Here is a 26,108-nt window from a genome sequence, read left to right on the forward strand (position 1 = left end):
TTTTTCGAATATCCAAATATACACTTTAAATCATATATTCAAAAAAACAGAGCTTTATTAGCCGTAATTATTTACGTGTTTCATCACTTGCTTTACGATCTGCGTCGTACAAATCGGCACGATATTGCTCATCATCTCCTTCCAATATCTGGGTATAGCTTTTATAACGCGACCAAGCAATTTCATCTTTTTCTAATGCTTCTTTTACGGCGCATTTTGGTTCGTCTTTATGCAAGCAATTGTTAAATTTACATTTATCTTTTAATGCAAAAAATTCAGGAAAATAATCGCCTATTTCTTGCTTTTCCATATCTACTACACCAAAACCACGAATACCGGGAGTATCAATTATTTGAGCGCCAAAAGACAAGTCAAACATTTCAGCAAAAGTTGTTGTGTGTTGTCCTTGTGAATGTGATTCAGAAATTTGTTTGGTTTTTAGATTTAATGAAGGTTCAAGTGCATTTACTAAAGTAGATTTTCCAACGCCTGAATGTCCTGAGAACATTGATGTTTTTCCAACCATTAATGCTTTTAACTCATCTAATCCCTTTTTCTCTTGAGCAGAAACTCGTAAACATTTATATCCAATTTCAGAATATATATATTGCAAATACAATTGTTCATCTACTGTTTCTTCACTATAAGTGTCAATTTTATTAAAAACCAATACCGCCTCTATACCGTAAGCTTCAGCAGTAACTAAAAAACGATCAATAAAACTTGTTGTTGTCGGTGGATTATTAATGGTCACCAATAAAAAAACCACATCAATATTAGACGCAATAATATGCGTTTGTTTTGACAAGTTTACCGATTTACGAACGATATAATTCTTACGCTCATGAATATGTGTAATAACACCCGTGGTTTCATCAGTTGTATTTTCTATATTATAATCTACCACATCTCCTACTGCAATGGGATTGGTACTTTTAATACCTTTCATGCGAAACTTACCTTTAATACGGCATTCTAAAAAATTACCCTTTTCGGTTTTAATAGTATACCAACTCCCCGTAGATTTATAAACGATTCCTGTCATACGACAAAGATAATTCATTTTATTTTTTCCTATATTTGAATGAACAACAAATCATTGTAAATATGAAAAAAAACTTCTTTCTATTAATTTTTACACTTTTTTCATGGTTTGGACTCAGAGCACAAACTTATGAATATCGTGTTGTGACTAGTGTAGAATCTATCGTTCCAAATGGTTTGGGTAGATCACGATTAATTTCTTCAAACGAGGATCGCAACTACAAAGACTTTACTTCTACAAGAAGCGAAGAAGATGACGAAAGAAACAAAAGCGATAGAGGCGACATACGAGTTAAAAATTTTGAAGAAACTAAACTTTTAAACTTCTACAACATTGGTGGAATTCGCTTTCAAAATATTGCAGCAAATGATGCTGTAATCTCTTCAAAAATTAACAACATGATTGAAGAAGGCTGGGATTTAGCATTTGTAACCAGTGCTGTAGAAAGCGATGCAGGAAAAGAAGATGGCAATGGAATTTTTATTACACGTTATATTTTTAAACGTCAAAAAAGTTAAAAAGCTACCTATTAGGTAGCTTTTTAAAACTCTAGCTTTTATAAACTTTTTCTTGATGTCTAATACTCTCCTGGTGAATTGCCTTAAATAATTGCATAACAAAATCACCACTTAAACCCTTTTCTTCACCTTCTAAAATCATCTTATCCAAGATTTCATTCCAACGTTGATTTTGTAAAATAGCAACATTCTTCTCACTCTTCAACATCCCAATCTGATCGGCAATCTTCATTCTATTCCCTAAAATTTCCAAAATCTTCTCATCATAATTATCAATCTGTGCTCTTAATTTTGACAATCTCAAATTATATTCGTTCTCAGTATCGGTTTTTTGACGCACTTTTAAATCTAAAAACATCTGTTTTAAAACAGTTGGCGTAACTTGCTGTGCAGCATCACTCCATGCATTATCAGGATTACAATGTGTTTCAATTATTAATCCATCGTAATTTAAGTCTAAAGCGTGTTGTGAAACATCTTGTATCATATCACGTCGTCCTGCAATATGCGACGGATCACATAGTAAAGGTAAATCTGGAAAACGATTTTGCAAATCAATCGTGATTTGCCATTCTGGATTATTGCGATATTTCGTTTTTTCATATGTGGAAAAACCACGATGAATTACGCCCAACTTTTTGATATCAGCATTATACAAACGTTCTAATCCTCCTAACCACAATGACAAATCTGGATTAACCGGATTTTTTAATAATACAATTTTATCGGTTCCTCTTAACACCTCTGCAATCTCTTGAACAGCAAAAGGATTGACTGCTGTTCTTGCTCCAATCCATAACACATCAATATCATGTTCCATTGCTAAACGAACATGCGCAGGTGTTGCCACTTCCGTTGCTAATAACAATCCGGTTTCTTCTTTTGCTCTTTGCATCCATTTCAAACCAATTGCACCTACTCCTTCAAATCCACCTGGCCGTGTTCTTGGTTTCCAAATACCAGCGCGAAATACAGTTACATCTGAATTCTTCAATTCATGTGCGATTTCAAGTACTTGTACCTCAGTTTCAGCACTACATGGGCCTGCGATTACCAATGGATGATTTAAATGAAAATCGTCCAACCATGTTCGCAATGCTTTACTATTCTCCATATTCTCAATAATTGAAGTAAAAATAAAACTTATTTAGCAATTGATTTTAGATTCATCGTAAAACTTAAATATCAAAACACAAAAAATCCCGAATCTATCGGGATTTTAATCAAAACAAAAGTAAAGAAACAAAAAAAATTAACACTCTGTATTAACTTCGAAACAACTACCTTTTGATAAACTTAAAAAGTTGCAGTGAACCATTTTCCATTTCAATTCTTACAATGTAAACACTACTTTGAATAAAATTTAAATCCAATGTGATTGCACTAGATTTTAATTCCCTTTTAAATATTTGTTTTCCTTCTAATGACACAAATTCTACCGAATTCATATTTATATTGGAAAGTGATTCAATGTTTAGGATATTAGTTTCTTCATTGTAACTACGTGTAAGTTGGGGTGCTTTTGCTTCAAAGTTACTTGCAAACAAAAAATTATCTGATTTTAAAATTGAACCTTGAGAACCACAAAGCAGCAAATCGCCATTATCAAAAGCCTCAATAGCATACAAAGTTCCTGTTGCAGTACTTGCAGTATTTAAAGCGATCCATGTAGCTCCAGAATCTTGAGAATAATATATATTATGATCGGTGCCTGCTGTAATTACTTTATTTCCAATAAATTTTAAACCATAAAAGTTTTCATAACCCGTATTCCATACTGTTGTCCATGTTGTACCTCCATCAGTTGTCAACAATACTTCACCATCTTCTCCAGAAACCACTCCATTATTGACATCTTTAAAACTAGTTGCGAAATAATACATCCCAATCATCCCAGATTTAATTGTCGTCCAAGAATTTCCACCATCAACTGATTTACTAACCTTTTGATTAGCACCTACAGAGTATAGAACATTATCTGTTACATAAGAAACCGACATATCCAATAAGTTTGTTGTACTTGTAACAACTGTCCATGTTTCACCAGCATCTAAAGTTTTATAAGCTATAAATTGGCCTCCATTAGTAATTCCAGAAAGAAAACCTTTATTTGCATCTAAAAACTCTATTTGACTGTAGTAATAAATATCATTCTGAACGGTGATATTAACCCAAGTTGATCCGCCGTCTATTGTCTTTAACAAGGTATTATTGTATCCTAGAGCGAAACCTCTTGTTGTGGAAACAAAAGCAATTTTTTTAAATCCTTGAGCATAAGTATAATTGTTTTGCCAAGTTTCCCCACCATCAGTAGATTTCAAAATAATACCCGACGAATTAACAGTATACTGAGAACCAGCAGCATAAGCAATTGTGTTTTGACCTGGAGGAATTGATAAATCATACAAAATAAAATTAGTACCAGAGGGCTTTATAGAAAATGTCTGTGAAAAAAGTGTCACGGAAAATAAAAAAAACACCGCTAGTAGTTTTTTTGAGTAATTTGCTTTCATATATTGTTGTTTAGGTTGTTATATAACATAAAGTTACATTTTTTAAACACATAAATCATTTTTTACAACAAAAATCTATTGGATAAATCATTACATTTGTTCAAAATTTATCTTAAAATGTCAATAGAAGTTCAAAATATTTCTAAGTTTTACGGCGAACAAAAAGCATTAAATAATATTTCCTTTTCTATCAAAAAGGGAGAAATTGTTGGTTTTTTAGGTCCTAATGGTGCCGGTAAATCAACATTAATGAAAATTTTAACTACTTATCTTAGTGCTACAGAAGGGAAAGCAATTGTCAATGGTTTTGATGTTACCAATCAAGCTAAAAACGTACAAAAATCTGTTGGCTATTTACCAGAACACAATCCTTTGTATTTGGATTTATACATAAGAGAATATTTGGCTTTCAATGCAGATGTGTATAAAGTTTCTAAATCTCGAATTGAAGAGGTAATTCAATTGACGGGATTAACACCTGAAGCCAATAAAAAAATTGGAGCACTATCAAAAGGATATCGTCAGCGTGTCGGTTTAGCATGTGCTCTATTACACGACCCTGAAGTATTAATTTTAGACGAACCAACAACAGGTCTTGACCCAAATCAATTATTAGAAATCAGAGAGTTGATTAAAAATATTGGTAAAAATAAAACGGTTTTTCTATCAACACATATTATGCAAGAGGTTGAAGCAATATGCGATAGGGTAATTATAATCAATAAAGGTGTACTTGTAGAAGATAAAAACTTAAAAAGTTTAGTAAAAGAACATACTCAACAAATTATAGAAGTTGAATTTGACAAAATCATTGATACCATTGTTATGGCCAATATGATTTCTGCAGCGAAAGTTAACGACAACGTCTGGGAAATTATTTTCAATTCTGATGAAGATATGCGTTCAAAAGTGTTTGATTATGCTCAGGAAAAAGGCTATAAAATTCTTCAAATGAATTTGAAGAATAAAAATTTAGAACAAATCTTCAGAGAAAAGACATCAAAAAAATAACCGACAGAAATAAATCTATCGGTTATTCTTAACTTAACTCAAAAATTTAATTTACTCGATTGTCGCTAAATATTGTTTTTCCTTTTGCTCTAAATCTTCATAAACCACTGATAAAGCATACTTTGAAAGCTCTGGATCAATAACTTGATTGTATACAAAATCTTCCTCACTAAAGCCAAAATCAGTTATGGCTTCAATAACGGTATATACCGCCATTTTATTATCTTTTAATTTAAAATAACAATTGGCCATTTCAATATAAACATTCTTTAAATCACTATTTGTGGTGGTTTTAATGTATTGCTCAAAATAATCAATTGCTACAGCATACTCCTTATTATCATAACACTTTCTTGCTTTATCAAGTAAAGAATCATCAAAAGCACTTGCGAATGTCAGCTGAACTACCAATGAAAAAACCATGGTTAACCAAAAATTTTTCATAATACATTGATTTTAAGGTATCTGATACTATAAAAGTACTAATATTTTTTTAATAAACACGTAAAAATGTTAAAAAAATAAATATTCAAGAATAAAAATGCAATTTATCTCACAATATAAGTAGTATTTGTATAACTAAATTTAAAAAATTGCACTTGCAACTTTCTTAATATTTGCAGCCTTTCCCATAGAATAATAATGCAATATAGGCACTCCAGCAGCAACTAGCTCTTTACTTTGTTGCAAACACCATTCAACACCAATCTCATTCACCGCTTCATTATCTTTTGCTTTTTGTACTTCCAATATCAAATCATCTGGCAAATCAACTTTAAAACGATGCGGTATTAAATTCAATTGTTTTTTTGTTGCAATTGGCTTCAAACCTGGAAAAATTGGAACTGTAATTCCAGATGCCCTGCATTTTGCCACAAAATCAAAATATTTTTGATTGTCAAAAAACATTTGGGTAACGATATAGTTGGCTCCATTCTCAATTTTCTGCTTTAAAAAACGAATATCACTTTCCATACTTGGCGCTTCCATATGTTTTTCAGGGTAAGCCGCTACCCCAATACAAAAGTTTGTTTTGGTTGTATTTTGCAAATCTTCATCCAAGTAAATCCCATTATTCAAATTTTGAATTTGAGATACCAATTCTGATGCATAACTATGCCCTTCTCTTTCTGGTTTAAAATAAATTTCACTTTTTACTGCATCTCCTCTAAGCGCAACTACATTCTCAATACCTAAAAAGTCCAAATCAATTAAAAAGTTTTCGGTATCCTCTTTTGTAAATCCACCACACAAAATATGTGGAATTGCATCAACTTGATATCGATTTTGTATGGCCGCACAAATCCCTACAGTACCCGGTCTTTTCTTTACAATTTTCTTTTCCAACAAACCATTACCATGTTCCTTATATTCATATTCTTCTCGATGATAGGTAACATCAATGAATGGCGGTTTGAATTCCATTAACGGATCAATTCCATCAAAAATAGATTGAATGTTTTGTCCTTTCAAAGGTGGTAAAATTTCAAAAGAAAATAAAGGTCTCCCATTTGCCTTTTCGATATGTTCAATTACTTTCATTTTATTCTGCAATATTTGGTGAAAGCCATTTTGTAGCTTGTTCTATTGTTATATTTCTTCTTTTCGCATAATCTTCTACTTGATCGGATTGAATTTTACCCAATCCAAAATATTTACTTTGCGGATTAGCAAAATAATACCCCGAAACAGATGAAGCTGGCCACATTGCCATACTTTCTGTAAGGGTAACTCCAATTGCATTTTCAACATCAAGCAATTTCCAAATAGTTGGTTTTTCCAAATGATCCGGACAAGCTGGATAGCCTGGAGCAGGACGAATTCCTCTATATTTTTCTTTAATCAAATCATCATTTGACAAAACCTCATCATAGGCATAACCCCATATTTCTCTTCTCACTTTCAAATGCAGATATTCCGCGAATGCTTCGGCTAAACGATCTCCTAATGCCTTTACCAAAATAGCATTATAATCATCTAAATTCTGCTCGTATTCTATTGCGCGTTCCTCCACTCCAAAACCTGTTGTCACACAAAAGCATCCAAAATAATCCTGAATACCCGTAGCCTTTGGTGCAATAAAATCTGCCAAGGCAATATTGGGTGCTACTACAGTTTTTTGTGATTGCTGACGAAGCGTTAAAAATGTAGCAACTCCTTTTGCATAGAGTACTTCAATATCATCATCTTGAATTTGATTAGCAGGAAAAATGCCTAAAACCCCTTTTGCTTTAAACCATTGCTCCTTTACAATTTGGCTTAACATTATTTGTGCATCTTCAAATAGTGAAGTGGCTTGTTCGCCAACTACCTCATCCTTTAAAATAGCAGGATACTTACCGTACAATTCCCAGGATTGAAAAAATGGTGTCCAATCAATAAAATCAACCAATTCAGATAATTTAACCTCTATATTTTTAGTACCAATAAAATTTGGTTTATACGGTACATAAGCATCCCAATCGATTTTGAATTTATTCTTTCGCGCTTCATTAATACTCAGATACTGCTTTTCTCTACTTCTATTCAAATAGCCCTCACGTAGTTTATCATATTCCTCGCGCAAAGCACTCGCATAATCCAATTTTGTTTCTGGCTGCAATAAATTTGATGCAACGGTAACAGCACGAGACGCATCGTTTACATGCACAACTGTTTGTTTATATTCTGGTGCAATTTTTACTGCAGTATGGGCTCTTGACGTAGTAGCTCCACCAATCATTACTGGAATTTTAATATTCAATTTATCTAACTCTCTAGCCAAATACACCATCTCATCTAAAGACGGCGTTATCAAACCGCTCAACCCAATAATATCAACATTTTCTTTTACAGCCGTTTCTATAATTCTTTCTGGTGTCACCATAACTCCTAAATCGATAATTTCGAAATTATTACAAGCCAAGACAACTGAAACAATATTTTTACCGATGTCGTGCACATCACCCTTTACGGTCGCCATTAAAACTTTACCTGCACTTGAAGAACTTGAATCGTCTTTGGAAGCTTCAATGTAAGGTAGTAAATAAGCCACTGCTTTTTTCATTACACGGGCCGACTTTACAACTTGTGGTAAAAACATTTTACCAGAACCAAATAAATCACCCACTACATTCATTCCATTCATTAAATGCTTTTCAATTACTTCAATTGGTCTATTAACTATTTGCCTTGCTTCTTCAACATCACGTTCAATAAATTCATCAATACCTTTTACCAAAGAATATGTCAAACGCTCTTGAACAGTTCCACTTCTCCATTCTGCTACTGCTTTTTCGTTAGATTTAACATCTCCCTTGAAGCTTTCTGCTAAATCTAATAATCGTTCGGTAGCATCATCTCTACGATTCAGCAATACATCTTCTACGTGTTCCAATAATATTGGATCAATTTCATCATAGATTTCCAACATCTCAGGGTTAACAATTCCCATTGTCATCCCATTGTTAATGGCATGATATAAAAAAGCAGAATGCATCGCTTCACGCACCTTATCATTTCCTCGAAAAGAAAAAGATACATTACTTACTCCACCAGAAATTCCAGCATAAGGTAAATTTTCCCTAATCCACTTAGTAGCTTGAAAGAAATCTAAGGCATTTAATTTATGCTCCTCCATTCCTGTTGCCACCGGAAAAATATTAGGATCAAATATGATATCCTCAGCAGGAAAGCCAACTTTATCAACCAATACCTCATAACTACGTTTACAAATTTCGATTCTTCTTTCATAAGTATCAGCTTGTCCCAATTCATCAAAAGCCATAACAATTACAGCTGCGCCATATCGTTTAATCAACTTAGCATGATGAATAAAAACGGCTTCCCCTTCCTTTAAAGAAATAGAGTTCACTACCCCTTTACCTTGAATTACTTTTAAACCCGCTTCAATTATGTCCCATTTTGAACTATCAATCATCACGGGTACTCTTGCAATATCAGGTTCTGCAGCAATCAGATTAAGAAACTTAGTCATAGCATACACACCATCCAACATTCCTTCATCCATATTGATGTCGATAATTTGTGCGCCACCTTCAACTTGCGCACGAGCAATTTCAAGAGCTTCATCATACTTTTCTTCTTTTATCAAACGTAAAAATTTACGCGATCCTGTAACATTAGTGCGCTCCCCTACATTTATAAAGTTACTGCCTGGTGTTACAACCAAAGGTTCTAAACCAGAAAGCTTTAAATATTTTTTATCGTTAGAATTCCTCATTGAATCTTTTATAATAATTGAAAACTTCTTTCCAGAAAATTTTACAATCGGATATGTATTTCACAACCTTACCAAACTGTTTTTCATAAAGGCGTTGAAAATCTGTATTTTGAATTATCTTGTTCATTCTTCTATCATTTTCAAAGCCTTTACCATTTAGCTTTGATTAAATCAGTATTTCTCTTTTAATTGGCTTGAACTCTTTTGTAGCCTCAACAATCAATCGAATATGTTCTGGTGTTGTTCCGCAGCAACCTCCTATAATATTCACCAAATTTTCTTGTAGATACTCACGAATCAATGCTTGCATCGTTTCAGGTGTTTGATCGTATTCTCCAAAAGCATTTGGTAAACCAGCATTCGGATGTGCCGAAATATTTAGACTTGTGTTATGGGATAATCTTTTCAAATAAGGTTTTAACTGATCGGCACCCAAAGCACAATTAAAACCTACACTTAATAAATTAAAATGTGAAATGGAAATTAAAAATGCTTCAACGGTCTGCCCCGATAATGTTCTACCAGAAGCATCTGTTATAGTCCCCGACACCATAACAGGAACATCAATATCTCGTTCCTCTTTTACTTCTTCTATTGCAAACAATGCCGCTTTAGCATTTAGCGTATCAAAAATCGTTTCTACTAGAAGTAAATCACATCGCCCGTCAAGCAAAGCTTCCACTTGCTGTTTATAGGCAATACGCAGTTCATCAAAAGTAACGGCACGAAAACCAGGATCATTAACATCGGGTGACATAGAAGCTGTACGGTTTGTTGGCCCGATTGAACCTGCTACAAAACGAGGTTTATCAGAGAATTCATCCGCAACTTCACGTGCAATTTTTGCCGATTCATAGTTCAATTCATAAACCAAATCCTCTAAATTATAATCAGCCATTCCAATAGTAGTTCCAGAAAAAGTATTGGTTTCTACAATATCTGCCCCCGCTTCAAAATAAGCGCGATGCACTGCTTTTACCGCTTCGGGTTGTGTTAACGATAATAAATCATTATTTCCCTTTAAAGGAAATGGAAAATCTGCAAATCGCGTTCCTCTAAAATCTGATTCTTCAAATTTATACCGCTGCAACATAGTTCCCATAGCACCATCAAGCACTAAAATTCTATTTTGTAATTCTTCTTGAATTTTTGACATAACTTTCCCTTTCATCATTTGGTTAAGTGTTATTTTGAGCATCACAAAAAGAAAGAGGAAATTCCTTTTAGTTATCTTTTTTCGACGAATCGAAATAGAATGTAGCACCTTCTACAAGAATAGGGTTGCTAAGCTTTCATTGGGTCTATTCCCTCCAGCTTTCGTGATAACAAACACATTATTTATGAACGCTGCAAAAATACTAATAAGTTTGTATTTTAGAAATATTTACTACAAACAATATTATTACATTTCAATTTTAGTTTTTAAATCTAAAATATTTTTAAAAACTTGATTTATTTCAAACAGATTAACTTAAAGCCTGGTTTAAATCTGCTATTACATCTGAAACAGATTCTAAACCTACAGATATACGAACTAAACCATCAGTAATACTTACTGTTAATCGTTCTTCAACCGACAGTTTACTATGCGTGGTTGAAGCAGGATGTGTAACTATTGTTCGAGTATCCCCTAAATTTGCCGAAAGCGAACAAAGCTGTATTTTGTTCAAAAATTGACGACCCGCTTCAATCCCTCCTTTAATTTCAAAAGCCACTATATTTCCTCCTTTACTCATTTGCTGCTTAGCAATTGCATATTGTGGATGTGATTTCAAAAAGGGATACTTTACCTTTTGAACATTCGGATGGTTTTCTAAAAACTCTGCCACCTGCAGCGCATTTTCACAATGTCTCTCCAATCGTACAGAAAGTGTTTCTAAACTTTTTGACAATACCCATGCATTAAATGGTGATAAAGCTGGACCCGTATTGCGAGCAAACAAATAAATTTCACGAATCAATTCGGCGCGTCCAACGGTCACTCCTCCTAAAACACGACCTTGTCCATCTATCAACTTTGTTGCAGAATGCACAACCAAATCGGCTCCAAATTCTATTGGTTTTTGAATATAGAATGTCGCAAAACAATTATCAATAATCAAAATAAGATTGTGCTTTTTAGCAATTTCACCCAAAAGCTTCAAATCCAAAATATCTACTGCCGGATTTGTTGGCGATTCTGCAAACAATATTTTAGTATTTGGCTGAATATAACTTTCTATAGTTTCAACCTTGTTAACATCAAAATAACTAGTAGAAATGTTCCATTTTGGAAAATACTTCGTAAACAAAGTATGGGTAGAACCAAACACACTACTTGCCGATACAATATGATCTCCTGCATTTAACAAAGCTGCAAATGTTGAGTATATTGCTGCCATTCCTGTTGCAAAAGCATAACCATCTTCAGCCCCTTCTAGCAAACACATTTTTTGAACAAACTCAGAAGTATTAGGATTTGAAAATCGACTGTAAATATTTCTATTTCTTTTTGGAACAAGTTCAGCTAATTGCCCAGGGATTCCAATAACCCCAATTTCATTTATTGGAGTTTCTTCAGCAAATGAAGCACGCATATCTTCAGCATCTTCAAAAACAAAACTCGATGTTAAATACAACGGAACAGAGTGTTCTAAAAACTGTGTTCTTTCCAATTGCGTACGAATTGCTTGGGTTTCTAACCCTAATTTTTGATTGCTCATGCTTATAATTTTTTTTCAGATAAACGTAATATATCACCAAACACACCTCTTGCAGTCACTTTTGCACCTGCTCCAGCTCCTTGAATCACGATAGGCTGTTCACTATAAGATTCTGTATAAATTTCAAAAATGGAATCTGAACCTTGAAGAGATCCTAAGGCAGAATTTGCCGGTACTGAAACTAACTTCACTTCCAGAACACCTTTGTCTTGTTGTAAATCTCCAGACAATTCCCCTATGTATCGCAACACATGATTCGGTGTTTGCTTATTTTTAATTTCTGCATAACCAGAATCAAACTCCTCTAATCGCGATAAAAACGCAGCAACATTTCCTTCTCTAAGGTGTTCCGGGATTAAATTTTTAATTTTTACTTCTTCAAACTCATTTTGCAAATCCAATTCTCTTGCTAAAATCAGCAGCTTTCTCCCTACATCGTTTCCACTCAAATCTTCACGAGGGTCTGGCTCGGTAAAACCTTTATCAATAGCTTCTTGTAAAACTTCACTAAACTTTTTTTCACTAGCTGAAAAATTATTGAACAGATAACTCAATGTCCCTGAAAAAACACCTTTGATTTTAGTAATATTTTCACCAGACAAATGCAATAACTTAATAGTGTCTATCAATGGTAAACCAGCACCAACATTGGTTTCATACAAATATTCCTTTTGATTTGCGGCTAAAACTTTTCGTAACTTTTTATAAAAATCGAATCCTATTGTATTAGCAACTTTATTGGAAGAAATTAAATCAAAACTACTTTCCGCTAATGCGATATAATTTTCCACAAACTGACCACTAGCCGTATTGTCGATTGCAATTAAGTTTTCCAAATGATGTTCTTTTGCATACGCAATTACATCCTCAATTGTATACGAAATACCTTTATCTGCAAGAGTGTCTCTCCAATTTTCATTAATCCCAAACTTGTTCAAAACAACTCTTTGAGAATTAGCAATGGCAAAAACATTCAATTTAATTCCTTTGCGTTTTTCAATTTTATCGGCAGAAGCAACAATTTGGTCTATTAATGTTCCTCCCACAGTTCCATGTCCAAAAACCGCAATATTTATTTTCTTAGAAACTCCAAAAATTTCTCCGTGAATCACATTCAAAGCACGTTTAAACTCTTCCTTTGCAATCACCAAACTGATGTTTCGTCCTGTAATGGTGTTGTTTAATAAAATTGGTGTGATTTTATTTCGAATTAAAGCGGTATAAGGTTTATGAAAATTACTGAGATCTTGACCAATAATTGAGATTACTGCTATATTATCATTAACTGAAATCTTATTCACATCTTTAGTATAGAAGTCATTTTCGAACTCTTTTTCCAATCCCACCAAAGCCTTTGTTGCTTTATCCGAATTTACAACGATTCCAATACCACGCTCAGAAGAACCTTGCGAAATGATACTTACGCTAATGTCATTGTCGACCATCACTCTAAATATACGTGCATCAATCCCTGTTTTTCCAAGCAAACCCCGACCTTCCAAATTAATCAAAGAAACATTCGTCAGAACCGAAAGCGATTTAATCCCATTGTTAGCTTGCTCTGCCGTAATTAACGTACCTGTGTTTGATGCATTAAACGTATTTAAAATTCGTAATGGAATATTTTTTTCTACTAGTGGAATTATGGTTTTTGCATGTAAAATTTGTGCGCCGAAATTGGCCAATTCATTTGCCTCATTAAACGATAATCTTTCAATTTTCTTAGCATCTACAACCAAATCGGGATTCGCCGTAAAAATTCCATCTACATGTGTATAGTTCTGAAATTCTGATGCATTCAAATAATTAGCAAGTAACGATGCTGTATAATTACTACCATTTCTTCCCAAAGTTGTGGTTTCATTATGCAAAGTCGCACCTATAAAACCAGTAACCACATTTACAGCATCAACATTTTTTTCAAAATACGCTTTAACATTACGCTTGGACACCAAATCGATAGGTTGTGCGTTTCCAAAACGTGCATCAGTTTTAATCAACTGACGTGCATCGACAAAATTTGCCTTTATATTATTATGGTTTAAAACATAGGTGATATATTTTGCCGATAACAATTCCCCATAGGCAATTACTTGATCTTTTATTTTTTCGCTGTAATCGCCCAACAATGCGACACCTTCAAAAAGCTTCTCTAATACTTCAAATTCGTTTTCAAATATATTTTCAGAAACACCCTCTAATTGATAGGCTTTGAACGATTCAAAATCTGATTTATATGCAATATTAGCTTGTGCTTTCTTCAGCAATATTACCAATTCATCTGTTGTGTTACCTCTAGCTGAAACTACAACTGCCAAACTTTCATTATTAAAATATTTTTGAGCTATTGTCTGCACTACATTATGCAACCCTTCTCCATTTGCTAAAGACTTTCCTCCAAATTTTAGTATTTTCATTATTTTATAATTTGAATATGGATTTTAAAATTTTGTGTAATTGTTTGTATTCTATTAAAAAAGCATCGTGCCCATGTTTCGATTCAATTTGATGATAAGAAACATTCTGCTTATACTTTTTCATTTCCGTATAACAACATCGAATTTCATCAGCTGTAAAAAAATAATCGGTATCTATACTTACTAAATAGACATTTGCTGTTATCGTTTTTGCCATCTCCTCAATAGTCCGATTTTTCAGCACATCTATTGTTTTTAAGAGATGATTCATCAATTTATATGAGGCCAAATTAAAGCGATTGTGCAATTTTTTTCCGTGATGCAAAAGCCAACTTTCCACTTGAAAAATTTCATTCCCTTCTTGTATTGTAGCTTTAAATTTTTGATGAAGTGATTCTGGTGTACGGTACAGCAACATGGCATGAACCCGAGCGTCATGAATTGGATTTTTCGAATTATTCAAAATCAAATCTTGTATTAACACATTACCTATTAACCAATCGGAAGATTTCCAACTTGTTGCAATTGGAATAAGATTTTGAACACTTTGCGGACGTATCGTTGCCATTTCCCAGGCTATTGCTCCTCCTAAACTCCCACCAATAACAGCAAAAACCTCTTTAACTTTTAAAATATCAAGGGCATTCCAAAACAATTTCGCAATATCATATGTAGCTACTGCTTTATAATTTTCTATCAAATTGGTTGCATCTAGAAAACCATTTCCTGGAATGTTAAAAGCCAAGACTGTATATCTTTGAGTATCGATAGTTTTATGCTCACCTATCAAATCATTCCACCAACCATTTTCACCCAAAACCTGTGAATTTCCTGTGAGAGCATGGTTTACCAAAACCAAAGGCGCCGTACCCATTAGCCTACCAAACACTTGATATGACAAGATTACCTTTGATAAGGTATCACCTGCTATCAACTGAAAATTTTCTACTACTATTTTATTTAACTTTAACCGACTCATTTCTTTAAAAAAAGGCTGCCTTTCAACAGCCTTAATACAAACTAACATTAAACAATTATGGATTATCATTCTCGCGAAAAACAACAACACTACTTCTTCTTGAGTAAAGCCATAAAAAAACCTCTGTTTTTCAAGCAGAGGTTATATTGTAACAAGTAATGATTTTTATTTACACAATACGCTTCCTCTGCAGATTACTCCACATCATCATAAACATATTGCACATTGTAAAATTCATTCTCTATTTCTTTATTTTTAACGAGACAAAACTAGAATATAAAACTATATTAAAAAAATAAATAGTTGTTTTTTCTAAATTTTGTTGTTTTAAAACATTAAATTGGTTTTTAATACTGTTTTTACTCAAGCAAACTGTTTATTATTCTACTAAACAAGAATTTTTAAAAAAGTTCTGATACTAAACAAGATAACCAAAAAGGGTACAAATAGTAAAGCGGCTTTTTGAGGCAAACTTCCAACTAGTTTCACCGCTATAGGTGAAGCAATAATTTCGCCCAATACAACCCTAAAACAATATACAAATGACTTACCTAATGCAGATAAAAATACAATTGAAGCAGCAAGCGTCACAAAAAAATCTGCTAAACTTACTGTCCCAACAACATATTTTGACTTTCTACCTTTTGCAAATAATATAGAAGTTACAATAGGGCCACCCTCCTCCTCCAAAAGCAAAGATGGTTCCTGAAAATCCCAAAGCACCTAAAAAGCGAATTCTTTTTTAAGTTGTAACTTTTTAAAAGCGATTTTGATTAATCGGATTCCAATGATTAAAATATAAGATAGGCATATTGTTCGTATTGATTTCCTAAATAAACTAAAAAACTAGCCCCTATCATTGCACCAACTACTCCGAAAAGTGCCAACCAAAAAAAGCCTTTTCTTGTTTACATTCCCAAATTTATAATGCGAAAAGTCACTTATGGCACCAGTAAATATCTCAGCTGTGTGAATGATTCCACTTATGGCAGGCAACTTGACACCCAATATCATCATACTTGTTGTACAGATTACTCCATATCCCAATCCAACTGCACTATCTATTAATTGGAAAAAAAACCAATCAATAACATATAATAGAAATCATTAGAAATAACCTTAAAACCATATTGTATACCCGAAAAAGAGACAATTGTAGAAAATCCATAGCCGATAAAAAACATCAAAAATGAAGTTGCAAGCATAAAAGGCAATTTCCTGAATTTCTTCTGCTCTTTGTTTATACCATTACGCTGAAAACTTTTGGTTACTTCATTTAAATCGGCCAATTTTTCTTTAAAATCCCCTTTGTGTTTGCTTCTGAAAGCATTCAAAACTTCTATACTTCCTTCAATATCATCGGGAATAACTTCCGTAAAATATTCCCGCAATCGGCGTGCCAATACTGGTGATTTCCCATTGGTTGAAATGGCAATTTTCAAACTACCTTTATTTACTATTGAACCCAAATAGAAATCACATAATGCAGGCTGATCTGCCACATTGACTTTTATACCTTTACTTTTTGCCAATAATCGAACTTCTAAATTAACGTCCGATTTGTCTGTGGCTATTATAGTAAAGTCTTTATCGTCTAAATCGGTTTCTTGAAACGCTCTTTCCAATAAAGTAATATTAGTATGAGCATTGCCTATCTCCATCAATTTCTGATGGAAATAGGTTGCTACTATTGTTATTTTGATTTCAGGGTTTTGTTTCAGCAATGTTTCCGCTTTCTCTAACCCCACATTACCACCGCCAACTATCAAAAAGTGCGCTGCTTCTGTTTTCAAGAAAACGGGAAATAATGTATTAATCATTTTTTATTAATTTAAAATTACTCTGAAGGCAAAATCTCCAAATGTTTCATGCAAATTTCTATTGGTTACATAATCCGAAAACAAACGATCTACTTCTTCTAAAATTTGACTTTCATTTAATTTTTCTTTATACAAAACATTCAATCTTTCACCAAAACGATCACCTCCCAACATAAAATTATAATGTTCTGGACCTGTACCAATAAATCCTAATTCTGCAACATAAGGACGACCACATCCATTTGGACAACCCGTCATACGAATTGAAATTTCATCTTCTGAAAGTTTATACTTTTCTAAAATCGGCTCAATTTTAGTAACCAATTCTGGTAAATAACGTTGTGCTTCAGCCAATGCTAATGGACATGTAGGCAATGCCACACAGGCCATCGAATTTTTTCGCAACGCACTAACATTTTTTTCAATATCATGCGATTTCAATAAAGCTTCTACTTGCACTTTATCAGCTTCACTTATTTCTCCTAAAATCAAGTTTTGATTTCCTGAAAAAATAAAATTAGAAATCCCAAGTTGTGCCAATTCATATAGAAATTGCTTCTGATAAGGCTTTATCACTCCGTGTTCTACAAACAAAGTATAAAACCACTTCCCTAAATGATTTTGCTCCCAACCATAGCGATCACTTCTTTCGGTAAATGCAAAAGGCTTCGCTGGCAACAATTCGAATCCAATTCGACTTTCTAACTCCTTTTTAAACCCTTCTACAGTTAAACGATCTACCGTATATTTCAAGCGAGATAGCTTTCGATCGACACGATTACCAAAATCACGTTGTATCGTTAATATTTCATAAACCGCCTTTAAAGTTTTCTCTTCCGTATCGGTAAATCCAATAATACTTCCCAAACGTGAATACGTATTCGGATTACCATGTGTAGTAGCCAAACCGCCACCAATAGCGATATTAAAACCTTTTAATTCATTATTTTCCACAACAGCAATCAAGCCAATATCGTTAGTAAAAACATCAACATCATTACTTGGTGGAATTGCAATGGCAATTTTAAATTTTCTTGGCAAATAACGATCTTCATACAATGGATCGGCTTCTGCGGAACGTTCGTAAATTTTCTCACCATCAATAAATACTTCATAATACGATTGCGTTTTAGGCAACAGTAAAGTCGAAATTTTATCGGCATACTCGTAAATCTCTTGATGAAGTGGTGAAATTTGTGGATGTGAGCTCACAATTACATTACGGTTCACGTCACCACAAGCTGCAATAGAATCAAGTTTTGCCGTATTGAATGCTTGGATAGTTGGTCGTAATTGATGTTTCAACAAACCGTGTAATTGTAATGTCTGACGTGTTGTTATCTTTAACGTTCCCGTACCATATTGCTTTGAAATTTCGTGCGTTGCAATCCATTGATTAGCCGAAATAACACCTCCTGGAATTCGCAAACGAATCATGAAAGAATATAATTTATCCAATTTTTTCGCAGCACGCTCTGCTCTTCTATCACGATCATCTTGAACATACATTCCGTGAAACTTCACTAAAGTTTCGTCATCGGGGCGCACATTACCCGTATGATTATCCAAATCAATGCTTTCTTTTAATGTCCCTCTCAACCCATCACTTTGGGTTTTTATTGTTTCTATTGGGGATAATTTTTCACTCATTTTTATAGCTTTTAATAAACGTCTTTTTGATATTTTCCTTGATTTTCTAATGTTTCCAAAACTTCTTTCGCAGCTTGAACCGAAATATTACGTTCTTGCGCTATCACTGCTACAATTGCTTCTTCCACGTCTTGACTCATTGGATTTTTTTGCCCACAGATGTAAACATTCGCGCCTTCTTCCAACCAACGATTAAACTCTGATGCTTTCTCACGAATACGATCTTGCACATAAATTTTACGCTCCTGATCTCTTGAAAAGGCTGTGTCCAATTTGGTCAAAACTCCTGTAGTCAACCATTCTTGAATTTCAGTTTGATAATAGAAATCCAATACGAAATGTTGCTCGCCGAAAAACAACCAATTTTCACCTTCTGCAGCTGTAGCATCGCGATGCGCTAAGAAACTTCTAAATGGCGCAATTCCTGTACCCGGACCAATCATAATGACTTTTTCATCAGGTTCTGGCAATCTGAAATTGTTGTTTTTATGAATATAAAAGTCGATAGGGGTATCTAATGGAAAATCTGCTAAAAATTGAGAAGCCAATCCTGTTTTCACTTCCTCATTTACTTTAAACGTATTCAAGTTTACCGTAAGATGCACTTCTCCGTTATGCGCTTCTGAAGATGACGAAATAGAATACAAGCGCGGAGCAATTGGCAATAATAGTTCAATCACACTTTCTATTTTCAAGTCTTTACTAACTTCAACATTTTTTAGAATATCAATTAAATCCTCTTTTTCTGCATTGATTTCTACTTGAAGAAGTGATGCCAATTGTTCAAAGGAACGCTTACTCAATCCTTTTATATTTCGTTCCAATAACCATTTTTCAGCTGTCTGCTTTTGATCTTTTACAGCAATTTCTTGATGGGCATCACTACCAAAATAGTTCAAAATAAAAGCCACCTCTTCGGCAGTATTTTTAGGAATAATACCTAAAGCATCGCCAGGTTTGTAAACAATTTCATCCTCTGAAGAAATTTCAATATGATACGTTTTTTTATTAGAACCCACATCGTTTAACACCACTTTATGGTGTATTACTCCAGTATAATTCTGTTTGTGTTTAGTTGGGTTTGCAGATTGCGTTTTTACAGTTTCTTGTGACGTGCCTTGATTTTGAAAAGCCGCTTTTAAATTAGTTTCCCAATTGCTAACGGTATCTGCAAAATCAACATCAGCCTTCACTAATGACAACAAACGCTTTGCCCCTTTTTCAGCCAAAACCTCATCTAATAAAACTCCTGCATTACAGAATAAAGGATATGAAGAATCGCCCAATCCCAATACAGCAAAAGACACTTTACTCAAATCGACTTCAGCACCTTTTAGATTTTCATAAAAAGCAACCGCATTTTGTGGAAATTCTCCTTCTCCTTGCGTACTCATAACAAACAATACCAGATTTTCTTTTGAAAGTTTAGTGGCATCGTATTGAAAAACATCAACCGTTTTGGCTTGAATTTTATTCTTTTTAAAATTAGCCAATAATTGAGAAGCTACTTTTTTAGAATTACCCGTTTCGGTTCCATAAATAATTAATGGTTTGACTGCTACGGGAGTTGACGTAATAACATTTGGAATCGTATTACCAATTTGATTTTTATCTAAAAAACCAGTGAGGTAACCTTTTGTCCAAATAATTTCTTCAGTTGATGCATTTTGCACCAATTGTTGCAATAATGATAATTTAATTTCAGATAGCATTTTGAAAAACATTTTTATGATTATCGAAATAAGATTCCGTTGTATTCTTTTCATTAAACCAAGCAAAATCTTGGTGTAAACTCACCACTTTCCCAATTATTAAAAGTGTTGGAACATACTCAAAATCAAGTAAAGCAGTAGTTTTCAATTGCCCAAAAGAAAATACTTGTGTTTTCTGATTGGGTGTTGTGGCTTGTTGTACTACAGCAATTCCTTTATGCTCATCAATACCTAAAGATAGAAGTTGTTGGGTTAAAGTATTTAACCTTTGACCACTCATGTAAAAAACCAAAGTATCTTCGGTTGTAGCCCAATCGTTCCATTGTTGGGGTTGAACCGTATTCAAATCATACAAGGTTAAAAAACGAACCCCTCTTGAATAACCTCTAGCCGTCAATGGAATACCGGTGTAAGCAGCCGCTCCAAAAGCAGCAGAAATTCCAGGAATAATTTCGTAGTCAATTGTGTTTTCTTTTAAAACTAACAACTCATCCAACACATTGGAAAACAATGAAGCATCTCCTCCTTTTATTCGCAACACCAATTTATCCTGCAGTGCATAATCAACCATCAATTCATTGATATCTTTTTGTGGTGTATGAATTCCTTTTGAACATTGTTTCCCTACATAAATTACCTCAGCATCTTTTCGAGCATACGTATCGATTAACTCTGGAGAAACCAATCTATCGGTTAAAACAACATCAGCAGTTTGCAAATATTTTAATGCTTTTAAGCTTATCAAGTCTGGATCACCAGGACCTGCACCCGCTAAAATTACCTTTCCTTTTTTTACTATTTGTATCATTTTTCTTTTAAATAAAGCATAGCAATCCCTGCTCCATTAAAAAATGGAGTAAAAACCCTACAAAAAAATTATTGATTTATTTTAGAACAACCCTTCAGTTGACAGGTAACGCTCTCCTGTATCGTAATTAAAAGTTAGCACTACTGCATCATCAGGTAAACTTTGTACTTTCTTAGCAACTGCTGCTAAAGAAGCTCCTGTTGAAATACCTACTAAAATTCCTTCTTGCTTTGCTATAGCTCTAGCAAACTCAAACGCTTCATCTTTTGAAACCTGAATAACCTCATCGATTAAATTACCGTGGTAATTCTCAGGCACAAAACCTGCTCCAATTCCTTGTATCGGGTGCGGACCTGGTTCACCACCACTCAAAACAGGTGATAACTCCGGTTCAACTGCTATTACCTTAACATTTGGAAATTTTGCTTTTACTGCTGAAGCCACTCCCGAAATATGTCCACCAGTTCCTACTCCAGTAATGATGTAATCTAAACCATCAGGAAAATCAGCCAAAATTTCTTGACCTGTTGTTCGTTGATGAACTTCCACATTTGCAGGATTCACAAATTGAGATGGCGACCAAGCATTTGGCGTTTGCGAAACCAATTCAGCCGCTCTTTCAATTGCACCTTTCATTCCTTTTTCACGTGGGGTTAAATCAAATTCAGCTCCGTAGATTTCCATCAACTTTCTGCGTTCTACACTCATCGATTCTGGCATAACTAAGATTACTTTGTAGCCTTTTACTGCGGCTACCAAAGCCAAACCGATACCTGTATTTCCAGAAGTTGGTTCAATGATAACACTATCGGGTTTTAGTAAACCTTTCGATTCAGCATCTTCAATCATTGCCAAAGCAATCCTATCCTTAATACTGTTTCCAGGATTGGTTCTTTCCAATTTTATCCATACATTTTTTTGATTCCCATAGAGTGAATTTATCTTAACTACTGGGGTATTCCCAATTGTTTCTAAAATAGTATTCGCTTTCATAATTATTTGATTTTATTTGTTTTAATTTTTTAAATACTAAAGTCTATTATTGTGTTAACCTCTATTTTATCTCTTACAACCACTTCGCCTTTGTGAAACACTAAAGTCTGTGATGAAACACTATCGGTAAGCCAAACGTTTCCACCTATTACAGAATCTTTACCCACTACTGTTTTCCCTCCCAAAATAGTTGCATTGGCATAAATAATCACGTTATCTTCAATTGTAGGATGACGCTTAATTTCAGCTTTGTCTTTACTTACACTCAAGGCGCCTAAAGTAACCCCTTGATAAATTTTCACATTATCACCTATAATTGCGGTTTCTCCAATTACGATACCTGTACCATGGTCGATAAAAAATTGTTTCCCAATTGTTGCTCCTGGATGGATGTCAATACCAGTTTTACTGTGCGCATATTCTGAAAGTACTCTTGGTAAAATAGCAACTCCCTTTTCCCACAGATAATGTGCAATTCGATAAACCGTTATGGTAAAAAAACCAGGATAGGCCAACAAGACTTCACTTCTTGATTTAGCAGCTGGATCAAAAGCAACTATAGCTTCTAAATCGGATAGCAACACTTGATGAATTACAACCAATTCACTAAAAAATGATGTCGAAACTTCAGATGCATTCTTTGTGTTTACTCCTTTTAAAAAATCAACAAGTCGGTTTTCTAAATCGGTTTTCCTTTGCTGAAACACTTGAAAATCGATACACTCTTGCTGGGTACAAAACAGCCAAGTAAAAAACTGTTCCATCCAAAGTTCAACCTCTTTTTTATTCAAAAAGCTACGCGCTTCAAGTAAATTCACTTGAAATAGTTTTTCTAAATCTGATGTTTCTTTTGTGCTCATCTTTATCTATTTTATAAAAACATTAAAGCTCCCACTGTGTTAAAACTCGTTTCATCGACTAGAATAGCTTTACCCGATTTTGAATTTTTATCAAATGCATCAAAATAAAGTGGTTGATTGACCTTAACTGTGATTTGAGCTATATCGTTTAATTTTATCTCCTCTGAAGGTACGAATTTCCAGTCGTTTATATTCCATTTTTGGTTAACCGATTGAACCTTAACCCTTACCTTTTTAAAACGATGTTGAAATAAATAGGTCTTTCCAAGTTGAAGGGGTGCATTGTCTAACCAAGAAACCCAAGTATCTATTTGATTGGATTCTCGTGGCAAATGATTGCTTAGCACAACGGTATCACCACGACTGATATCAATATTGTGTTCAAAATGCAACACTACATTATCGCCTGCCTTTGCCGTATCGATAATTTCAAGGTTCTTTTCAATCTTTACTATAGTTGTTTCAAGTTGAGCAGGCAACACATTAACCGTATCTCCTATAGAATAACTTCCACTTAACACCAAGCCCGCAAAACCTCTATAATCATAATTTTCATGGCCTTTTGGTCGAATTACCCATTGTACTTGAAAACGAGATTCTAAATCAATTGTTGAAACTACCTCAATTGTTTCCAAAGTTTCTAAAAATGCTTTCCCAATACTTCCATCAAACTGATTTTCTTCAATTGCATCCAATAAAGCATAAGTTTGTAATGCATTACGAGAAGGAAAACGCCCTGCAGCTTCTTTAAAATCGTATTTTTTAATACTATCTTCTTCTGAAGCAATAATCCATTTTTCACCAATTTGAATAACCAAATAATCGCGAATAGCAATTGCTTCGGTTAAATTATGCCCTATATCAATATGTACTAATGGAAAAGGAAACTTCTCTGGACGAAACGCTTTTAATGCCAAATGCACTAGTACATTAGAATCTTTCCCTCCTGAATACAATAAAGCAGGCTTCTCAAATTGCGCAGCTGTTTCCCGCAAAATATAAATAGCTTCATTTTTAAGCTCTTCTAAATAATCAATTGTATTCGCCATATCAATTGTTTGTAAATATTCTATTTCCTTTTTTATCAAATTTTTAAACCGAATAATGTGAAATAAAAAAAAGCCTCTGTTTGTTCAACAGAGGCTTTCATTGTTAATTATTAAAATTTAAATATATACAATAGTGTCCCTCTGCGGAATATTCCACATCATACAACACATATTACACATAATAAAGTTCATTCTTATTTTTTTGGTCTTTTAAATTCGACAGGGCAAAATTAGATTTATTTCCCAATTAAAAAAAATAAAATCACACATTTGTATAATTTTACTTATTTTTAAAACAAACTTAGTTTTATTTACTAAAAAATAACAATTTCATAAAATGGTTATCCTACATATTTTTGATTGTTAAAAAATACCTATTAAACATTTGAAATTCAATTTCATTTCATAAATTTGCACCAAACAAAGAGGAAAAATTTGAACTGATTGCAACCTCGTTAAAAAATGCTAAAGCAGAACCCACTACTCTTTAGCTTTTACTTGCAACAAATTTTCCTCGCTTAATTTATAAAAAAGAAATTATGGCTTATTTATTTACGTCAGAATCTGTAAGTGAAGGACATCCAGACAAAGTTGCGGATCAAATTAGTGACGCTTTAATTGATAACTTTTTAGCATTTGACCCTGAGTCAAAAGTTGCTTGTGAAACACTTGTAACTACTGGACAGGTAATTCTAGCTGGAGAAGTTAAATCAAGTACTTATTTAGACGTACAGTCAATAGCAAGAGAAGTAATTAAAAAAATTGGCTATACAAAAAGTGAATACATGTTTGACGCTAATTCCTGTGGCGTTTTATCGGCTATTCATGAACAATCACAAGATATTAATCAAGGTGTAGATAGAGCTAGCAAAGAAGAACAAGGAGCTGGCGACCAAGGAATGATGTTTGGTTATGCTACAAACGAAACAGAAGAATTCATGCCATTGGCTTTAAAATTGTCACATGAGCTATTACAAGAATTGGCTATTTTACGTAGAGAAAACAAAGAGATTACCTATTTACGTCCTGATGCAAAATCACAAGTTACGCTAGAGTATTCCGATGATAATAAACCTGTTCGTATTGATGCAATTGTAGTTTCTACACAACACGATGATTTTGCTGATGAGCCGACTATGTTAGCCAAAATTAAAGCGGATATCATTAATATTTTAATCCCACGTGTTATTGCTAAAAACCCACAATATGCGCATTTATTTAACGATGCTATCAAATACCACATTAATCCGACAGGAAAATTTGTTATTGGTGGACCTCATGGAGATACTGGTTTAACAGGTCGTAAGATTATTGTAGATACTTATGGTGGTAAAGGTGCTCATGGTGGTGGTGCTTTTTCTGGAAAAGACCCATCTAAAGTAGACCGTTCTGCTGCATATGCAACACGTCATATTGCGAAGAATTTAGTTGCTGCAGGTCTTGCTGATGAAGTTTTGGTTCAAGTGTCTTACGCTATTGGAGTTGCAGAACCTACTTCGATAAATGTTAACACGTACGGAACTGCAAAAGTTAACTTAACGGATGGAGAAATCAGCAAAGTTGTGGAAGGTATTTTTGATATGCGTCCTTACTTTATTGAGCAACGTTTGAAACTACGTAACCCAATTTATAGTGAAACAGCTGCTTATGGCCATATGGGAAGAACACCAGAAGTAGTGACCAAAACTTTTACCACTCCAAATGGTGAGACTAAAACGATTGAAGTTGAATTGTTCACTTGGGAAAAATTAGATTATCTAGATAAGGTAAAACAAGCCTTCACATTATAAAAACAAAAAGCAAGCTTTA

Annotated in this window: 22 protein-coding genes and 1 riboswitch; of the genes, 3 read left to right on the forward strand and 19 right to left on the reverse strand. The window is 33.9% G+C overall.

The window, feature by feature from the left end:
• Nucleotides 1-67: 67 nt before the first annotated feature.
• Nucleotides 68-1,045, reverse strand: a complete 978-nt coding sequence (rsgA, locus tag ACFS5J_RS07670) for a ribosome small subunit-dependent GTPase A (protein ID WP_379812251.1) — start codon at nt 1,043-1,045, stop codon at nt 68-70.
• Nucleotides 1,046-1,107: 62 nt separating this feature from the next.
• On the opposite strand from rsgA, the gene ACFS5J_RS07675 reads away from it, so the two are divergent.
• The gene (locus ACFS5J_RS07675; RefSeq protein WP_379811502.1) at nt 1,108-1,563 is read left to right on the forward strand and encodes a hypothetical protein; all 456 of its coding nucleotides are present in this window, start codon (nt 1,108-1,110) and stop codon (nt 1,561-1,563) included.
• Between the two features lie 31 nt (nt 1,564-1,594).
• Here ACFS5J_RS07675 and ACFS5J_RS07680 read toward each other — a convergent pair whose 3' ends face one another.
• Both ACFS5J_RS07680 and ACFS5J_RS07685 read right to left on the reverse strand, forming a co-directional pair.
• A complete protein-coding gene (locus tag ACFS5J_RS07680) occupies nt 1,595-2,677 on the reverse strand; it encodes a chorismate mutase (protein WP_379811503.1) in 1,083 nt (360 codons plus the stop codon).
• Between the two features lie 166 nt (nt 2,678-2,843).
• Nucleotides 2,844-4,076, reverse strand: a complete 1,233-nt coding sequence (locus tag ACFS5J_RS07685) for a YCF48-related protein (protein WP_379811504.1) — start codon at nt 4,074-4,076, stop codon at nt 2,844-2,846.
• Between the two features lie 117 nt (nt 4,077-4,193).
• Here ACFS5J_RS07685 and gldA point away from each other — a divergent pair, with 117 nt between their 5' ends.
• Entirely contained in the window at nt 4,194-5,087 is an 894-nt protein-coding gene (gldA, locus tag ACFS5J_RS07690; RefSeq protein WP_379811505.1) for a gliding motility-associated ABC transporter ATP-binding subunit GldA, read from the forward strand.
• Nucleotides 5,088-5,138: 51 nt separating this feature from the next.
• On the opposite strand, the gene ACFS5J_RS07695 is transcribed toward gldA, so the two are convergent.
• The 16 genes from ACFS5J_RS07695 to ACFS5J_RS07770 form a co-directional block, all read right to left on the reverse strand.
• A complete protein-coding gene (locus ACFS5J_RS07695; RefSeq protein ID WP_379811506.1) occupies nt 5,139-5,531 on the reverse strand; it encodes a tetratricopeptide repeat protein in 393 nt (130 codons plus the stop codon).
• Nucleotides 5,532-5,672: 141 nt separating this feature from the next.
• Complete coding sequence (gene metF, locus ACFS5J_RS07700; protein ID WP_379811507.1) at nt 5,673-6,629, reverse strand: methylenetetrahydrofolate reductase [NAD(P)H]; 957 nt, start codon at nt 6,627-6,629, stop codon at nt 5,673-5,675.
• A gap of 1 nt (nt 6,630) precedes the next feature.
• The gene (gene metH, locus ACFS5J_RS07705) at nt 6,631-9,309 is read right to left on the reverse strand and encodes a methionine synthase (RefSeq protein WP_379811508.1); all 2,679 of its coding nucleotides are present in this window, start codon (nt 9,307-9,309) and stop codon (nt 6,631-6,633) included.
• Nucleotides 9,296-9,436: a hypothetical protein gene (locus ACFS5J_RS07710; RefSeq protein WP_379811509.1), complete on the reverse strand. Its 141-nt coding sequence runs from the start codon at nt 9,434-9,436 to the stop codon at nt 9,296-9,298. The genes metH and ACFS5J_RS07710 overlap by 14 nt, the downstream gene beginning before the upstream one ends.
• A gap of 39 nt (nt 9,437-9,475) precedes the next feature.
• Nucleotides 9,476-10,465, reverse strand: a complete 990-nt coding sequence (locus ACFS5J_RS07715) for a homocysteine S-methyltransferase family protein (protein WP_379812252.1) — start codon at nt 10,463-10,465, stop codon at nt 9,476-9,478.
• Nucleotides 10,466-10,533: 68 nt separating this feature from the next.
• A riboswitch (SAM riboswitch) is annotated at nt 10,534-10,638 on the reverse strand.
• Between the two features lie 137 nt (nt 10,639-10,775).
• A complete protein-coding gene (locus ACFS5J_RS07720) occupies nt 10,776-12,011 on the reverse strand; it encodes a trans-sulfuration enzyme family protein (protein WP_379811510.1) in 1,236 nt (411 codons plus the stop codon).
• Between the two features lie 2 nt (nt 12,012-12,013).
• Nucleotides 12,014-14,428: a bifunctional aspartate kinase/homoserine dehydrogenase I gene (gene thrA / locus ACFS5J_RS07725; protein WP_379811511.1), complete on the reverse strand. Its 2,415-nt coding sequence runs from the start codon at nt 14,426-14,428 to the stop codon at nt 12,014-12,016.
• 4 nt (nt 14,429-14,432) lie between these two features.
• Nucleotides 14,433-15,407: an alpha/beta fold hydrolase gene (locus ACFS5J_RS07730; RefSeq protein ID WP_379811512.1), complete on the reverse strand. Its 975-nt coding sequence runs from the start codon at nt 15,405-15,407 to the stop codon at nt 14,433-14,435.
• 387 nt (nt 15,408-15,794) lie between these two features.
• Nucleotides 15,795-16,130: a hypothetical protein gene (locus ACFS5J_RS07735; protein ID WP_379811513.1), complete on the reverse strand. Its 336-nt coding sequence runs from the start codon at nt 16,128-16,130 to the stop codon at nt 15,795-15,797.
• Nucleotides 16,131-16,471: 341 nt separating this feature from the next.
• On the reverse strand, nt 16,472-17,227 hold the full coding sequence (locus tag ACFS5J_RS07740; RefSeq protein ID WP_379811514.1) for a precorrin-2 dehydrogenase/sirohydrochlorin ferrochelatase family protein: 756 nt from the start codon (nt 17,225-17,227) through the stop codon (nt 16,472-16,474).
• 6 nt (nt 17,228-17,233) lie between these two features.
• Complete coding sequence (locus tag ACFS5J_RS07745) at nt 17,234-18,877, reverse strand: NADPH-dependent assimilatory sulfite reductase hemoprotein subunit (RefSeq protein ID WP_379811515.1); 1,644 nt, start codon at nt 18,875-18,877, stop codon at nt 17,234-17,236.
• A gap of 11 nt (nt 18,878-18,888) precedes the next feature.
• The gene (locus tag ACFS5J_RS07750) at nt 18,889-20,589 is read right to left on the reverse strand and encodes a diflavin oxidoreductase (protein ID WP_379811516.1); all 1,701 of its coding nucleotides are present in this window, start codon (nt 20,587-20,589) and stop codon (nt 18,889-18,891) included.
• Nucleotides 20,579-21,397, reverse strand: a complete 819-nt coding sequence (gene cobA / locus ACFS5J_RS07755) for a uroporphyrinogen-III C-methyltransferase (RefSeq protein ID WP_379811517.1) — start codon at nt 21,395-21,397, stop codon at nt 20,579-20,581. Before cobA ends, ACFS5J_RS07750 begins: the two co-directional genes overlap by 11 nt.
• An 81-nt stretch (nt 21,398-21,478) precedes the next feature.
• Nucleotides 21,479-22,390, reverse strand: coding sequence for a cysteine synthase A (cysK, locus tag ACFS5J_RS07760; protein WP_379811518.1), 912 nt, complete (start codon nt 22,388-22,390; stop codon nt 21,479-21,481).
• Nucleotides 22,391-22,419: 29 nt separating this feature from the next.
• Nucleotides 22,420-23,250 carry a serine O-acetyltransferase EpsC gene (epsC, locus tag ACFS5J_RS07765; protein WP_379811519.1) on the reverse strand — a complete coding sequence of 277 codons (831 nt, stop codon included), beginning with the start codon at nt 23,248-23,250 and terminating at the stop codon, nt 22,420-22,422.
• A gap of 11 nt (nt 23,251-23,261) precedes the next feature.
• Nucleotides 23,262-24,299 (reverse strand): elongation factor 1-alpha C-terminal domain-related protein, encoded by a 1,038-nt coding sequence (locus ACFS5J_RS07770; RefSeq protein ID WP_379811520.1) that lies wholly within the window; start codon nt 24,297-24,299, stop codon nt 23,262-23,264.
• Between the two features lie 539 nt (nt 24,300-24,838).
• Here ACFS5J_RS07770 and metK point away from each other — a divergent pair.
• The gene (metK, locus tag ACFS5J_RS07775) at nt 24,839-26,089 is read left to right on the forward strand and encodes a methionine adenosyltransferase (protein WP_379811521.1); all 1,251 of its coding nucleotides are present in this window, start codon (nt 24,839-24,841) and stop codon (nt 26,087-26,089) included.
• The last annotated feature ends 19 nt before the right edge of the window (nt 26,090-26,108 follow it).

Origin of the sequence: Flavobacterium chuncheonense (genome assembly GCF_042686145.1) — a bacterium.
Classification (GTDB): domain Bacteria; phylum Bacteroidota; class Bacteroidia; order Flavobacteriales; family Flavobacteriaceae; genus Flavobacterium; species Flavobacterium chuncheonense.

What these genes read in the sequence shown, in the direction of transcription:
- rsgA (WP_379812251.1), bottom strand. Translation starts at nt 1,045, where the DNA reads ATGACAGGAATCGTTTATAAATCTACGGGGAGTTGGTATACTATTAAA.
- ACFS5J_RS07675 (WP_379811502.1), top strand. Translation starts at nt 1,108, where the DNA reads ATGAAAAAAAACTTCTTTCTATTAATTTTTACACTTTTTTCATGGTTT.
- ACFS5J_RS07680 (WP_379811503.1), bottom strand. Translation starts at nt 2,677, where the DNA reads ATGGAGAATAGTAAAGCATTGCGAACATGGTTGGACGATTTTCATTTA.
- ACFS5J_RS07685 (WP_379811504.1), bottom strand. Translation starts at nt 4,076, where the DNA reads ATGAAAGCAAATTACTCAAAAAAACTACTAGCGGTGTTTTTTTTATTT.
- gldA (WP_379811505.1), top strand. Translation starts at nt 4,194, where the DNA reads ATGTCAATAGAAGTTCAAAATATTTCTAAGTTTTACGGCGAACAAAAA.
- ACFS5J_RS07695 (WP_379811506.1), bottom strand. Translation starts at nt 5,531, where the DNA reads ATGAAAAATTTTTGGTTAACCATGGTTTTTTCATTGGTAGTTCAGCTG.
- metF (WP_379811507.1), bottom strand. Translation starts at nt 6,629, where the DNA reads ATGAAAGTAATTGAACATATCGAAAAGGCAAATGGGAGACCTTTATTT.
- metH (WP_379811508.1), bottom strand. Translation starts at nt 9,309, where the DNA reads ATGAGGAATTCTAACGATAAAAAATATTTAAAGCTTTCTGGTTTAGAA.
- ACFS5J_RS07710 (WP_379811509.1), bottom strand. Translation starts at nt 9,436, where the DNA reads ATGAACAAGATAATTCAAAATACAGATTTTCAACGCCTTTATGAAAAA.
- ACFS5J_RS07715 (WP_379812252.1), bottom strand. Translation starts at nt 10,465, where the DNA reads ATGTCAAAAATTCAAGAAGAATTACAAAATAGAATTTTAGTGCTTGAT.
- ACFS5J_RS07720 (WP_379811510.1), bottom strand. Translation starts at nt 12,011, where the DNA reads ATGAGCAATCAAAAATTAGGGTTAGAAACCCAAGCAATTCGTACGCAA.
- thrA (WP_379811511.1), bottom strand. Translation starts at nt 14,428, where the DNA reads ATGAAAATACTAAAATTTGGAGGAAAGTCTTTAGCAAATGGAGAAGGG.
- ACFS5J_RS07730 (WP_379811512.1), bottom strand. Translation starts at nt 15,407, where the DNA reads ATGAGTCGGTTAAAGTTAAATAAAATAGTAGTAGAAAATTTTCAGTTG.
- ACFS5J_RS07740 (WP_379811514.1), bottom strand. Translation starts at nt 17,227, where the DNA reads ATGATTAATACATTATTTCCCGTTTTCTTGAAAACAGAAGCAGCGCAC.
- ACFS5J_RS07745 (WP_379811515.1), bottom strand. Translation starts at nt 18,877, where the DNA reads ATGAGTGAAAAATTATCCCCAATAGAAACAATAAAAACCCAAAGTGAT.
- ACFS5J_RS07750 (WP_379811516.1), bottom strand. Translation starts at nt 20,589, where the DNA reads ATGCTATCTGAAATTAAATTATCATTATTGCAACAATTGGTGCAAAAT.
- cobA (WP_379811517.1), bottom strand. Translation starts at nt 21,397, where the DNA reads ATGATACAAATAGTAAAAAAAGGAAAGGTAATTTTAGCGGGTGCAGGT.
- cysK (WP_379811518.1), bottom strand. Translation starts at nt 22,390, where the DNA reads ATGAAAGCGAATACTATTTTAGAAACAATTGGGAATACCCCAGTAGTT.
- epsC (WP_379811519.1), bottom strand. Translation starts at nt 23,250, where the DNA reads ATGAGCACAAAAGAAACATCAGATTTAGAAAAACTATTTCAAGTGAAT.
- ACFS5J_RS07770 (WP_379811520.1), bottom strand. Translation starts at nt 24,299, where the DNA reads ATGGCGAATACAATTGATTATTTAGAAGAGCTTAAAAATGAAGCTATT.
- metK (WP_379811521.1), top strand. Translation starts at nt 24,839, where the DNA reads ATGGCTTATTTATTTACGTCAGAATCTGTAAGTGAAGGACATCCAGAC.